We start from the raw sequence: 12436 nt of genomic DNA, 5'->3' as shown, positions 1-12436 counted from the left end.
GGCTTCCTGTTACCCCAATGGGGCATTGAACATGACCCCATAGTAGGAAGCAGTAGAAGATCGGCCTATACCCGTCCAAGGTGACCCCTGCACCGGCTCGTCCGTGAAGTCGTGACTTTTGACGGGCGTAGTCATTACTGGCTAGCCTCATCCAAATCGACATGCTTCACATACAAGACACGCCTGATTGCACGTCACCGCAGTTACCATGGCACCACCCTGGCCGCCGCCAGCCTCACCGGTTTGCCCAACATGCATAAAGGTTGGGGCGAGCCCCTGGCCGACGTTATCCATGTGCGTTGCCCACACCTCTATCGCCAAGGCCTTCCCGGGGAAACCGAAGAAGCGTTCTCCACCCGCCTCGCCGAGGAGTTGGAGCAGACCATTCTCGACGCTGGCCCAGAAACCATTGGCGCCTTCTTCGCTGAGCCTGTAATGGGCACCGGTGGCGTGATCCTTCCGCCAGCCGGGTATTTCGCCAAGGTTCAGGCGGTACTGCGCAAGTACGACATTCTGATGGTGGCCGACGAAGTGATCTGTGGCTTCGGGTGCACCGGCTATTACTGGGGCTGCCAGGCAACGGGCATTCAGCCGGACATGCTGACCTGTGCCAAAGGTTTGTCCGCAGCGATTCAGCCGATCTCGGCTTTGCTGCTCAGCGATCAGGTCTATCAGGTCATCGCCGATCAGAGCAATACCCTTGGTGGCCTGGGGTACGGCTACACCTACGGAGGTCATCCGGTGGCCGCAGCCGTTGCACTGGAAACCCTGCGCATGTACGACGAGTTGGCTATCGTCGAACACGGTGCCGAGGTTGCCCCGGCCTTCCAGGCTGGCATCAAAGCCTTTGTCGATCATCCACTGGTGGGCGATGCACGCGGCATCGGTCTGATGGCGGCACTGGAGTTCGTCGCTGACAAACAGACCCGTGAACCCTTCCCCGCCGAATTCAAAGTGGCCAGCAAGGTCAGCGATGTGCTGCAACGCAACGGTATCCTGCTGCGCGCACTGGGCGACACCCTGGTGATGGCCCCGAGTCGACCGCTGACCGGGCCTAGCGCGGGTGAGAAACCATCAATCCAAAGCAAGGAGGCTAAAACCAACAACGGATAGCCTCCCCTCGCATGGACTCAGGACGATTGGGCAGGCATCACCGTCGGCGCTGCGGTGTGTGGTGCGTTGTTTCCTCCATTGGGTGCTCGCCCCCTGAAGACGACACGGGGCAGGGGCTTGAAGATGCTTGGCTTCTTGCACGCCTGCTGGCTGATCCTCTGGAAATGGCCCTCGCCAGGACTAGCGCACCGGCCCCGCCAAGGGCCTGGAGAAATCGCCATGCAGTCAGTTGTTCGATGCTTTCGGCAAACAGACAGCCAAGGGTCGCCAGGCCATAGAGCACGAGACTGCCCAGCAACAGTGGACGACGCCCATAACGGTCCGACAGCGGCCCATAGAACAGCATGCCCAGGCACGACCCGGCGAGGAAGGCACTGATCATGTGTTGCACCTGGGCTGTGCTGCTCGACAGGTCAGTGGCGATCTGCGGCAGGCTGGGCAGCTAGGCATCGATGGAAAACGGCACAAAGGCCGTCAGTGATGCCAGCAGTGCGATCAGACGGGCCGAGGGTTTCATTGGCGCGGGAGCGCAAGGCTTTTTAGAAAGCCTGCGACCAGCGCGTTGAACACATCGCCTTGATCATCGTGTACATAGTGGCTGGCGCCTGCGACCTCTACCGTCTGGACGTGCGGATTGCTGGCGCACATCGCCTGCAGCATCGCGGGCGGCAGAAAGTCCGAGCGACCGCCGCGAATGAACAGGGTCGGGCAATCCAGCGCGCGCACCGCCGGCCACAGGTCTGTCGGCTCGATACTCAGGCGCGCCTCGGCAATACCCTGCTGATCATGGCGCCAGTTGATAACCCCGTCGCTCTCTTTCATCGAATGAGCGAGCCTTGATCCCAGGCCCTGCTCCGACAATCCAGGGCGTGAAGCCTGCCAGAATGCGCGAGCCGCCTCCCAGCTGTCGAACTGCAAAGGCGTCTGACTCATTTCGCGGCGAATGCGTGCGGCGCCATCGCCCTGGGTTGAGGAGCCGGGGCCAATGTCCTCAATCATCAAGCCTATCAATCGCCCCGGGGTTTGCCGCGCATATTCAAGGGCGTTGGCGCCCCCTAATGAGTGCCCCAGCAGTACAAAACGCGGCAAGCCAACATGGGCGACAAAGTCCTCGAGGTCCTCGACATACGACTGCGTGTGGTAGCTGCCGGGCGTGGCCCAGTCACTCAGTCCTCGACCGCGCTGGTCCAGGGCATAGATGCAGTAGCCCGCACCCAGAGATTGCACCAGCGATTCCCAGGTTTGTGCATAAGCCCGCAAGCCATGCAACAGCACAAGGGGAACACCGGTCGATTCGCCCCAGCGCAGAAAGTGCAGGCGCAAGCCAGAACGGTTGGTAAAGAAACAGCTTTCAGATGGCATCGGTTGGTTCCTTTATTCGTGGCTTCGACCGACCTGGAAACGATCGAACCGATAAGGGCTTGGATCAATGATCGGCGCATGACCGCTGATGAGATCCGCCGCGAGGTGACCTGCCGCCGGCGAGGTGCCGAAGCCGTGTCCCGAGAAGCCGGTGGCCACGGTTAGCCCCGGTATCTGCGCGACCGGCCCTATGACCGGATTCGAATCCGGCGTGACGTCGATAGTGCCTGCCCAGGCCTGGGCGATCCGCGCGTGCTCAAACACCGGCCAGGCCGCCATGAGGTTGTTCATCGCGTCGTTATTAAGCCGCGGGTTGGCGGCCGGGTCCTGAACCCTGACGCGCTCGAACGGGCTGACGCTGTCGGAATTCCAGCGCCGGGCAAGTGCCAGGTCATTGAAAAAAGGCTTGCCCAACGACACGTTCAGAACGCTACGTTGCGCACGGAACTGCGGCATATATTGCTTGGCGAGCAACAAGTGATCGAGTGTCAGGAAGGCATCAAGTTTGCCGCGCTGAGTAATGATGAAGCCGCCGTCCCGGTGCTTGCGAAACGAAAAGTCCGGTGCGCCGACAGCGATTTCAGTCGGCCCTTCCATTGGGTGGGTACGCAGCACCGAGCAAGTCAAGGGCAAGGTCGGCAACGACACACCGAGGTTGCCCAGAAAGCGCCGTGACCACATCCCACCTGCGAGCAGCACATGATCACAGCGAATCTCGCCTTTCTCCGTGACCACGCCACTGACCACACCGGCGGACATCTGCAGCTCACGCACCGCGCAGTGCTCGATAATCACCACACCCAAGTCCATGGCAGCCTTGGCGATCGCGCTGCTTGCCAGTGTCGGTTCAGCACGCGCATCGGATGGGGTAAAGATGCCGCCGGCCCAGTCACCCACGCCACCTGGCACCAGCTCGCCAATTTCGCGTTTGCTGAGCAGCCGTGAATCCAGCGACAAATGCTCCACCGACTTGAGCCATCCCTCATGCATTGCCATCTGCGATGGATTGCGGCCCACAAACATGATTCCCTCCTGGCGATACCCGACATCCGCCCCTACCCGCTCAGGCATCTGCGCCCACAAGCGGTCCGCGGCGAGGGCCAGGGGGATATCGGCCGCGTGGCGGCTGGTCTTGCGTACCCAGCCCAGGTTGCGTGACGACTGCTCACCGGCGATATGGCCTTTTTCCAGCACCACCACCGCGATATTACGTTCGGCCAATGTCAACGCAGCGGTCAGGCCGATAATCCCGCCGCCAATGATGACGACGGAGGTTGCGGAGGGAAACACGGTAGACGTTTTCACGGGCGCTATAGTCGGTGCCATGATCAAGACTCGGTAAGCGAATGAGGTAAGCCGCGCATGCGCACGGCCGCGTGACGGTCACTGCGAAAGACGAATGACTTCAACTTGCGCCTTCGACGCGTTGCGATACGCCGTCACTTCCAGCTCCACCTTGTAAACCGTCGACCCCAAGGGCGGACAGGTGACGGTGCTGGCCGGGTCAACGCCGCGAAACTTTTCGCCGATCAGGGTCATTACGGCCGGCACGTCCTTGGGGTCCTGAATGAACACCCGCGAACACACCACATCAGCCAGACTCGAATCGACCGCCGCCAGGGCCGCCTCGATGTTGGCAAATACCTGATGCGTCTGTTCGAGGATATCTTCCGGAATCAGCTTGGTCTGCGGGTTGCGGCCTGCGGTGTTGGATACGTAGATCCAGTTGTCCACGACCACCAGGCGCGAATAGCTGGCCTGTTCTTCAAACGGGGAACCGGTCTTGAGCTTGATGATTTTTGTCATGTGGAATGCCTCTTCAAAATATGTGATGGATGGCTTAACGCAGAACCGGGGTTTCCCACAGGTTCAAGGTAACGCCGATGCCTTTTTCGATGGCGTTGCGGTACACCACCGTGCCCCAGGCCACGTCTTCCACGGGCATGCCGCCCACCGACATGATGATGATTTCTTCATCGTTCCTACGGCCTTGCGCAGCCCCGGCAATGATCTTGCCGATGTCCTCAACTTCATCGAGTTGCATCTTGCCTTCGGCAATCATGTCCATGAAGCGCACGCCAATCACCGGCACGCAGTGATGCGCAGGCTTGGGCAGTTCTTCAAACCAGGCTTGGTAGAGACCGGTGTTGTCCAGCACCTTGCGTACGTCGCGCTGTTCCATCCCGTCGTCAAGGGAGCAGGATGCAGGCATCGCCAGGAAGGCACCTGGCTTGACCCATTCGCGCTTCACAATTGGGTAGGTCATGGGATCACCCACCTCACCGGAGCTACAATAAGTCACAAGGTCGGAGTCACGAACCACCGCTTCAAGGGTGTCGACCACTTCGATCGTGGTTACCTGCGGATAGGTTTCCTTGACCCAGGCGATAAAGTTATCGAGGCTCTTCTGGCCACGACCTTTGATCTTCAGTGTGTCGATATGCGGGCATACCGCGATGAATGCCGCCAGTGTGGTCTTGCCCATCACCCCGGGGCCGAGCAGGCCGACGACTTTCGAGTCCTTGCGTGCCAGGTGGCGCGCGCCCACGCCGGGAATCGCACCGGTGCGATACGCGGACAGCAGGTTGGCCGACATATGGGCCAGCGGTGCGCCGGTGTCGGGGTCGTTCAGGGTAAACATCAGAATGGAGCGCGGCAGGCCTTTTTCGCGGTTGGCGATATTGGAGCCGTACCATTTCACGCCTGCGGTACAAAAGCTGCCGCCCAGGTAGGCAGGCATGGCCATCATGCGCCGGTCAGCCGTGGGCTTGGGCATGTTCGGGAAGGGCGAATCCTGCGGGAAGATCACCATCGCGCCATGAGAGTCATTGTTCGGACCGGCCATGCGATAGTCACCGGCATAGAGCAGGCCGAACATCTCTTCCATGGTGTTCACGCACGCCAGCATGTCAGTCACGCCCGCGCGGATCATGTCCTGCTCGGAGAGGTAGATGAAGTCGATTTTTGTATTTGTAGACATAGTTGTTCTCGGGCTGAAGGTGAGATCGCTGCGGTAGGCACAGCTCCACGCTGTCGACGTCGAGTATCAGGGCGCGTTTTTCGGCGGTATTGTAAATTTCGGACATGCTCGGTTGGCCGGCGCGCTGTGCGGCCGACGCTTTCCACCCGCCTGATTTCCTTTTCCAGGCTGATATTCAAGCGCTCATGAAATTGTTGGTTTCGTTGCGCGAAGCTAGCAACTCGGCTCCCTGGAAATGCCTTTCCGCATTCCAGGCACAGGGAATTACCGAGGGGCGATGATGGGCAGGCTTTAGGAAAAAACGATGGAGGAGCGCGTTTGTTTTTGAAAGGGAGGGTCAGGCGTAGTTGATCCGGTCGGTATAGGCGTTCTGGGCCATTTTGCGTTGATAGTCGCAAGGCGTTGTACTGACCAGTTTCTTGAAGTCGCGCAGGAAATGCGATTGATCGGAAAAGCCCAGGTCGAGGGCCAGCTCCGAAAACGATACATCGTGTTGGGTATTGAGGGTGTCCAGAGCCGCCTGGCAGCGGATAATTCGGCAAAAGGTCTTGGGTGACATCCCAGTGTCCTGACTGAACTGTCGGTGCAGCGTGCGACTGGTGTACCCGCTAAGGTCTTCCAGTTGCTGAATACGAATATCACCGCGGTGGCGCAGCGCCTGCTGAATGACCATGGCCGTGAGTGTTGACGTTTTACCCATCAGGCGGGGGGCGAGGTAGTCGTTGAACAGCCGCATCTGATCGCCCAGCAGCGGTGCTTGAACGATATTTTCGAAGATGCGCTGGGCGAACCTCGAGACCTCCAGCAGGTCGAGTTCCCGTTCGGTCAATTCTTCGGCCAGCACATTGATAAATCCGGGAATGACGCCCGGAGAAAAGCGCACGCCGAAGTAGTGATGGTTCTGATGTAACTCGACCGCTTGGGCAGCCAGCGGCGTGCCACAGATCCGGGCAGTAGGGCGTGTTGCATCACAGTCGAAAACAATATCCACGCAACCGTCCGGCACGGCCAGCAGGTTGGCCGATTGAGCCACATCGAAGGCATAGAAATGCGAGATCGCCGGGTGTTCGGAGGGCATGACCGAATACTGTGAAGAGTTGAGCACGAACCAGGGTTGTTCGTTCGCAGTGTGGTGGCGGGGAGTCGGCGCGCGCTGTTTGATCATGGTTGCACCTTCGATAGGCAGCGATACGGGAGTTTTCACGCATTAATTGCGCCAACTATTGCTTTGGCCATCACTATCAAATGCGGTGGCAGTTGTGGATTTGGCTATCGGAGCGTGAGGCGATTGCCTTCCTGTCCATCGGTATCCTGGCGGCAAACGCGTGAATACAGGGCCCGTCGAATCGGTCGCCTGTCGCTACCGCTCAAGGTCTTTTTACCGCATTGCCCTGAGCGTTTCGGACGGTGACTCGCCAAACAATTGTCGGTAATGCGCGGCAAAGTGGCTCAGATGAAAAAAGCCCATCGTCATCGCGATCTCACTGATGTTGTGAGTGCAGGCAGAGGTTGTGATCAAGCGGCGTCGCACCGCGTTGAGGCGTAGATTGCGCAGGTATTCGACCGGACGCATTCCGGTCACTGCCTGAAAACTGTTCTGCAGGGTCCGGCGACTCACCCGCAAATGTTCACACAGGTCGAGAATGCTCAGTGGTGTATCACCACTGGCATCGATCAGCTCTTGGCAACGCTTCACCAGGTAAGCACTTACGGCGAAATTACCGCGACGACAACGTACCTCGTCGGTGGCGTGGCTGAACAAATCGAGGAAGGCGTTGAGCAGTTCTTCCTCCAGCATTTTCTCGGCGGTTGAGTTGATAGCGTCCGTCTGTTCCAAAAGGTGGCGAAACAGGGGCTGAATACGCTGACGTATTCGCAACAGTAACGCGTCATCCGCGCTGAGTTGGGACGTGGTCTTCAGGCGCTTGAGCTGATCGCCAGACAATTCGAAGGCCGCCAGTTTGGCGAAGCGTACCGCGTCGACATTGAGCGCGAAGAAGTGCATGCCTTCAGGGGCGTGCAACACAAACTCCTCGCCGTCGCGCAATAGCACCACGCTGTGAGTGCCCACCTGTTGCCCCTGCACCACCGGCGCGCGGCCTAACGACATGGCCGCGCACAGCCGACCTTTCGGCGCATAGCCGCGCTGCACCACGCGTTTGTCCAGCACTTCCTGGAAGATTTGAAAGCGGTCGGCGGACAACTGCCGCAACTCGCTGGTCAGGCAGCCACGGCCAAGCTGGTCATACACTTGCCGCCAGCCCTGGATGGAGCCAGCGTGTTGTTGAGGGTCATTGAAGGTTCGAACTTCAGCGAGCATGGTCGTCGTTCCTCGGTGGCCCCGTTTGTTTATCGGCCTGAAAGGGACTCAGTCATCCATGACGGTAGCTATCGTTCACACAGGGGCGGCGTCCGCCGTGAAGACCAAAGCCAGTTCCATGCCAAGCATGTGCAGGCAGTACGTGGCGGGCTGGATATTCATCGGAGGCAACAACGCTCCGGACAGCACGACCTGCCCAGCCTCCACACGTTGACCATCGGCCAACAGACGCCGAATCAGCCAGCACAGATTGGCCAGCGGGCTGTCCTCTCGATCATGCGTATCACCGTTGCCGCAGGGCGCGCCGTCGCACTCCAGGCGATACGCTATGCTGACGTGGTGTACAGGATCGAAAGGGATGCGCGGTCCGAGACAATAAAGCCCCGCCGCCGCATTGTCGGCAAGAAAGGCGCCCACGCCGAAATCCCAGCCTTGCCAACGGCAGTCGGCGATCTCGAACGCGGGCGCTACGTCGCCGATGGCTGCCAGAATATCCTCGTCACGGTAGTCCCCCGGCACCAGGGCACACCCCAGCACAAATGCCAATTCGATCTCCAGCTTAGGCTGGATCAACCGCGAGAACGCCACTGCCGTATCCGGCTCGACGATCATGGTATCCATCAGGCCGCCATACACCGGTTCGTCAAGGCCAAAGCGTTTTTGCGCGGCGCTGCCGGCGAAGGCGACCTTCCACCCGCTCAGTCGCTCGCCTGCGGCTTGGCGGTGGTCCAGCACTTCGCGCTGCAACGCATAACCCGCAAGCCGATCTATCGCCTCGGGGACCAGTGGCGCAATGGCTTGCACCGTGCGCGTCGCCTGATGTAGCCGGTTTAGCAGCGCGTTGCCGCTGTTCATGACAGTTGCTCCGCCAGTTTGCGCAGCACACCTTCAAGCCTCTCTGGTGTGGTAATGGCGGCGACAAATCGGTCCGGACGCACCACTACGATGCAGTCACGTACCTTGGAGAACCATTCACCCAGGCGATTATCCACATCCTCCACGCTGATGGCGTCCGAGGCCGTCAACGGCTGGCCACGTCCGATGCCACTGCGCGAACGATTGACCTGAATAAAACACGTGTCCCAGCGCGCCCAATAAGCGGCCATTTCCTCGCTGAGTTGTTCGCGCGGGTTCACCCGATAACCCAGCACCGCATAGGAATTGCCAAGCACCTCATCCAGGCGACAACGCTGGCCCTGGGCGTCTTCGATATGCGGCTGAACAAACAGCTGGCCGACCAGATCGTCCTCGCGCAACTCGGCACGCTCGTGATAGACCAGGCCCTTGGTGATGGTGGCCTTGGGTTTGAATTTGAACTCCAGCAGGTGTGAGCGCAGATTGTCGACAGTGTTCACCGCCTGGAACAACCAGTCGCGCACGCCGGCCATCAGCGGGTTGGTCATTCCCAGCACCGCACCCATGTTGTCGGCCAGGGCCACCAGCTCGGTGGCATGCCCACGGCGCTCCTGATCGTAGCTTGCGAGGATCGAGTGCGAGGCACGGCCCTGGATGATCGCCGCCAGTTTCCAGGCCACGTTGGCCACGTCCCGCAGCCCGGAATTGAGGCCCTGCCCGGCCCAGGGTGGAGAAATATGCGCGGCATCGCCCACCAGGGCCACACGCCCTTCGACAAACCGCGCCGCGACCCGGGAGTGGTGGGTATAGGCTCGGATGCGGATGATGTTCAACTGATCGACCGCGTTGCCGATGTGCCCACGGATCAAGTCGCGAATGGTGCCCTCCTCACACATCCTCGCCTCATCTTCGCCCTCCAGGAGCATGAACTCCCAGCGGCGTTGCTGGTACGGCAGATAGATGCACACGAAGGGCCGTTCCGGGTCGGCATGCAGTGCGGTGTAGGGTGCATCGAGGGTGTCATTGGCCGTATCGACCACCACCCATTTGCGCGCATGTGTCAGCCCCGACAGCTCGATACCGAGCTTTTTACGCACAGTAGAGCGTCCGCCATCGGCGCCGATTACATAGTCAGCCCGCAATTGATAAATCTCGCCCTGAGCATCGCGCACCTGCAATGTCACGCCCTGCCCGTCCTGCTCGAGTTCGAGCATTTCATGGCCTTGGCGCAACACAACGCTGGCACGCTGCCCAAGGGTTTCGCGCAACGTACCTTCCAGCAATTGCTGCATGAAGATATTGCGCATTGGCCAGCCGTAATGGGCGGTACTCGGCTTGACCTCGGCGAAACACACACCGCGAGCATTGTAATACCGCAGCGGTACATCGCAGATCATGTCGCGCACAGCGAGTTCGGCAATGCCGATCCCCTGCAGCACGCGCAGTGCTTCATCATCCATGCCCACTGCGCGCGGGTAAGGCAGTACGCCGTCGGCAAGTTCAAGGACGACGCAGTCGATACCGTACATCCCCATATAGTGCGCGGCCGTGATCCCGTTAGGACCGCCGCCGACAATGACAACTTGGGTCTTCTCCTGCTTCATCACTATTCACCGCTTTCTTGTTGTGTTTTTAATCCGACGCCGCTAATGCCATACGCCTGAAATCAGTGCAACCCATCAATACCTTTGACGTCCGCTGCCTGCAGACCGCCCAGTCGCGCATGCAAGCGCCCACGCGTGGCGAAGGCCCAGATCACGATCACCTCATCCGGCGCAGGGCCGTCGCCAAACATCAGGGACATGCTGTCGTAATGGGAGCGCACATACAGTGCATCCTTGTGGGCCAACGGCACATCGATGGTTGAACCCGGGCCGCCCCGTTTGCCGGTGGACGGCACCCAGGACTTGCCCCCGCCCAGCGCCAGGCGCACCGGATCGGCAGCCGGGTTGGTCAGGAACGCATTGCCGTGTTCGTACTCGCCCTGGCTGCCCACCATGCAAGCTTTACCGTAGCTGACAATATCCCGCGAGCCGGCCAGCGCCTGAATGCGACGACCGAACTCTTCGCCCAACAGCGGCGACGGTTCTACCAACTCTGTCAGCGACACGCTGTAGCGACCGGCAAAGGGGTTGGCGATCACGGCGGCGACGGCATATTTGAACAGCGGCTCGCCATCGGCCAACTGGCCACTTTCATTGGCCAGGGTTTCTTCGACAAAGCTGTACCACTTGCGGATGTGATACGAAGCAAAATTCGCGGTTTTCATCAGGGTTGCCTCAGAGCGGGTCTGGTGGATCTAGTGGATCCAGATTGAAATGTCGGCTTGGCGCGCCAGCGGCCTTGAACCGGGCCTTGCCGCGCGCATCGTCGTGTTCGGTCTCAAGGAAAAATTCCATGCGATTACCGTCAGGATCGTTGAAATACACACCATGGCCGATTTCGTGATCGGTGATCTTCACCACCTCGACGCCCTTGCCCAGCAACATGCCGTAGAGCTGGCGCAAGGTGGTCATGTCCCCGGCGATTTCCAATCCATAGTGTTGCAACCCCAGCCCGCCCTGATGGGCGCCGGGCTCTGCACGAAGCAAGGCGATGTCGTGATGTTTGGTGCCAAACGCCATCATGACCCAGCTTTCGCCTCGGGCACTTTCATGCATGCCCAGGATGTCGGCGTACCAACGTGCCGACACATCAGGATCACTTACCGAGAGCGATAAGTGAGTACGAAGGATTTCGACTTTCATCGCGTGATACCTCAGCTTTTTTTGACCACGGATTGATGCCCTGCCTTGATCTGCGCCACGGCGGGGGTCCAGAGCACGTCAGCGATCTCACTGAATTCGCGCCACTGTTTCTGCCAGCCATCACCGCCATTATCGGAGGTGAACAAATGCCCATACTTGGTCCCCGCAACGATCTGTCGCGGATTTTTTGGGTTGAAGGCAAGGGCCCAGACGCAGGAATTGGGTTGTTGCGACAGGGGCAGCACTTCCCAGCTGAGCGCAGCATCACGGGACACCAGGATCTTGCTGGTGGTACCGGGCGTGCCATCGGAAATACTCAGGTACAGGTCGCTTTGCGTGCCCAACGGCGCGTTCATGGCGCGCATGTAATACAGGCCGAACACTTCTCGACCGATAATGCCGGTCCAGGTCAGCCCTTCATCCAGGCTGCGGTAGACGGCGTTGACGCAGACCACCACGATGACTTTCTGGCCGTGATTGGGCAGTACCAGAATGTTGTGGACATCCGAGTTGTAGTCCCACAGCAGCCGATCATCGACGCGCGTCCAGCTGTCGCCACCGTCACGGGAGTGGAATAACCCACCCTCTTCAAGGCCGAACCATAGCTGGTTGCGGTCGGTCGGGTCATAGGCGAAAGCCAGCAGCCGTGGGCGGCTGACCCCGTCGCAGAACTCCGGAATCTCCACCGGTGCACGATCCCAACTGAGACCGCCGTCCAGGGTCCGCCACAGTACGGCGCGCGAAGGTGCGCCAGTGCCGATGAAAATCCGTTGCGCGTCCTGCGGATCGACGGCGACTTTCCAGACCGTCTGCCCGTTGAACGGCGAATCGACCCGCTGCCAATGGCCGCCAGTGTCGCGGCTGACACACAAACCTACGTCCGTACCGGCGTAGATCACCTCAGGCTCGTCGGGGTGCACACTCAAGGATCGGGTGATCGCGTCGAACTCGAGATCCTGCCCGAGGCCCAGGCGATGCCAGGTACGGCCATCGTCGGCGCTGCGGATCACCGCTTGACCTACGGTGGCCACTAAAAGGGTTCCGTTACTCATCGCTGTT

13 protein-coding genes are annotated in these 12436 nt (G+C 59.8%); 1 reads left to right on the top strand and 12 read right to left on the bottom strand.

Going from position 1 to position 12436, the window contains the following annotated elements; translation table 11 throughout:
- Positions 1 to 111 precede the first annotated feature (111 nt).
- Positions 112 to 1113 carry an aminotransferase class III-fold pyridoxal phosphate-dependent enzyme gene (locus ASC74_RS04650; RefSeq protein ID WP_236713225.1) on the top strand — a complete coding sequence of 334 codons (1002 nt, stop codon included), beginning with the start codon at positions 112 to 114 and terminating at the stop codon, positions 1111 to 1113.
- 37 nt (positions 1114 to 1150) lie between these two features.
- Here ASC74_RS04650 and ASC74_RS30790 read toward each other — a convergent pair whose 3' ends face one another.
- The 12 genes from ASC74_RS30790 to ASC74_RS04590 all read right to left on the bottom strand — a co-directional run bounded on the left by ASC74_RS30790 (position 1151) and on the right by ASC74_RS04590 (position 12429).
- Complete coding sequence (locus tag ASC74_RS30790) at positions 1151 to 1555, bottom strand: MFS transporter (protein WP_269084613.1); 405 nt, start codon at positions 1553 to 1555, stop codon at positions 1151 to 1153.
- A gap of 71 nt (positions 1556 to 1626) precedes the next feature.
- Positions 1627 to 2475, bottom strand: coding sequence for an alpha/beta fold hydrolase (locus ASC74_RS04640; protein WP_056739591.1), 849 nt, complete (start codon positions 2473 to 2475; stop codon positions 1627 to 1629).
- A gap of 12 nt (positions 2476 to 2487) precedes the next feature.
- Positions 2488 to 3801 carry an NAD(P)/FAD-dependent oxidoreductase gene (locus ASC74_RS04635; RefSeq protein WP_056739589.1) on the bottom strand — a complete coding sequence of 438 codons (1314 nt, stop codon included), beginning with the start codon at positions 3799 to 3801 and terminating at the stop codon, positions 2488 to 2490.
- Positions 3802 to 3858: 57 nt separating this feature from the next.
- Positions 3859 to 4281: a RidA family protein gene (locus tag ASC74_RS04630; RefSeq protein WP_056739587.1), complete on the bottom strand. Its 423-nt coding sequence runs from the start codon at positions 4279 to 4281 to the stop codon at positions 3859 to 3861.
- A 34-nt stretch (positions 4282 to 4315) separates the two neighbouring features.
- The gene (locus ASC74_RS04625) at positions 4316 to 5455 is read right to left on the bottom strand and encodes a tyramine oxidase subunit B (RefSeq protein WP_056739585.1); all 1140 of its coding nucleotides are present in this window, start codon (positions 5453 to 5455) and stop codon (positions 4316 to 4318) included.
- 337 nt (positions 5456 to 5792) lie between these two features.
- Positions 5793 to 6620 (bottom strand): AraC family transcriptional regulator, encoded by an 828-nt coding sequence (locus ASC74_RS04620; RefSeq protein ID WP_056739583.1) that lies wholly within the window; start codon positions 6618 to 6620, stop codon positions 5793 to 5795.
- A gap of 213 nt (positions 6621 to 6833) precedes the next feature.
- Positions 6834 to 7775: a helix-turn-helix domain-containing protein gene (locus ASC74_RS04615; RefSeq protein ID WP_056739581.1), complete on the bottom strand. Its 942-nt coding sequence runs from the start codon at positions 7773 to 7775 to the stop codon at positions 6834 to 6836.
- 75 nt (positions 7776 to 7850) lie between these two features.
- Positions 7851 to 8630 carry a 2-keto-4-pentenoate hydratase gene (locus ASC74_RS04610; RefSeq protein ID WP_056739579.1) on the bottom strand — a complete coding sequence of 260 codons (780 nt, stop codon included), beginning with the start codon at positions 8628 to 8630 and terminating at the stop codon, positions 7851 to 7853.
- Complete coding sequence (locus ASC74_RS04605) at positions 8627 to 10234, bottom strand: bifunctional 3-(3-hydroxy-phenyl)propionate/3-hydroxycinnamic acid hydroxylase (RefSeq protein WP_056739577.1); 1608 nt, start codon at positions 10232 to 10234, stop codon at positions 8627 to 8629. The genes ASC74_RS04610 and ASC74_RS04605 overlap by 4 nt, the downstream gene beginning before the upstream one ends.
- Positions 10235 to 10296: 62 nt before the next feature.
- Positions 10297 to 10899 carry an amino acid synthesis family protein gene (locus ASC74_RS04600; RefSeq protein ID WP_056739576.1) on the bottom strand — a complete coding sequence of 201 codons (603 nt, stop codon included), beginning with the start codon at positions 10897 to 10899 and terminating at the stop codon, positions 10297 to 10299.
- A 10-nt stretch (positions 10900 to 10909) separates the two neighbouring features.
- Positions 10910 to 11377 (bottom strand): VOC family protein, encoded by a 468-nt coding sequence (locus tag ASC74_RS04595; RefSeq protein WP_056739574.1) that lies wholly within the window; start codon positions 11375 to 11377, stop codon positions 10910 to 10912.
- 11 nt (positions 11378 to 11388) lie between these two features.
- Positions 11389 to 12429, bottom strand: coding sequence for a VPS10 domain-containing protein (locus ASC74_RS04590; protein WP_056739572.1), 1041 nt, complete (start codon positions 12427 to 12429; stop codon positions 11389 to 11391).
- Between the last annotated feature and the right edge of the window lie 7 nt (positions 12430 to 12436).

Source organism: Pseudomonas sp. Root329, from assembly GCF_001424925.1.
Lineage (GTDB): Bacteria > Pseudomonadota > Gammaproteobacteria > Pseudomonadales > Pseudomonadaceae > Aquipseudomonas > Aquipseudomonas arabinosi.
This window is presented reverse-complemented; position numbering and strand designations above follow the sequence as displayed.

Excerpts from the sequence above, each read along its gene's own strand:
- ASC74_RS04635 (WP_056739589.1), bottom strand. The coding sequence starts at position 3,801 with ATGGCACCGACTATAGCGCCCGTGAAAACGTCTACCGTGTTTCCCTCC.
- ASC74_RS04615 (WP_056739581.1), bottom strand. The coding sequence starts at position 7,775 with ATGCTCGCTGAAGTTCGAACCTTCAATGACCCTCAACAACACGCTGGC.
- ASC74_RS04605 (WP_056739577.1), bottom strand. The coding sequence starts at position 10,234 with ATGAAGCAGGAGAAGACCCAAGTTGTCATTGTCGGCGGCGGTCCTAAC.
- ASC74_RS04640 (WP_056739591.1), bottom strand. The coding sequence starts at position 2,475 with ATGCCATCTGAAAGCTGTTTCTTTACCAACCGTTCTGGCTTGCGCCTG.
- ASC74_RS04595 (WP_056739574.1), bottom strand. The coding sequence starts at position 11,377 with ATGAAAGTCGAAATCCTTCGTACTCACTTATCGCTCTCGGTAAGTGAT.
- ASC74_RS04600 (WP_056739576.1), bottom strand. The coding sequence starts at position 10,899 with ATGAAAACCGCGAATTTTGCTTCGTATCACATCCGCAAGTGGTACAGC.
- ASC74_RS04610 (WP_056739579.1), bottom strand. The coding sequence starts at position 8,630 with ATGAACAGCGGCAACGCGCTGCTAAACCGGCTACATCAGGCGACGCGC.
- ASC74_RS04625 (WP_056739585.1), bottom strand. The coding sequence starts at position 5,455 with ATGTCTACAAATACAAAAATCGACTTCATCTACCTCTCCGAGCAGGAC.
- ASC74_RS04590 (WP_056739572.1), bottom strand. The coding sequence starts at position 12,429 with ATGAGTAACGGAACCCTTTTAGTGGCCACCGTAGGTCAAGCGGTGATC.
- ASC74_RS04620 (WP_056739583.1), bottom strand. The coding sequence starts at position 6,620 with ATGATCAAACAGCGCGCGCCGACTCCCCGCCACCACACTGCGAACGAA.
- ASC74_RS04630 (WP_056739587.1), bottom strand. The coding sequence starts at position 4,281 with ATGACAAAAATCATCAAGCTCAAGACCGGTTCCCCGTTTGAAGAACAG.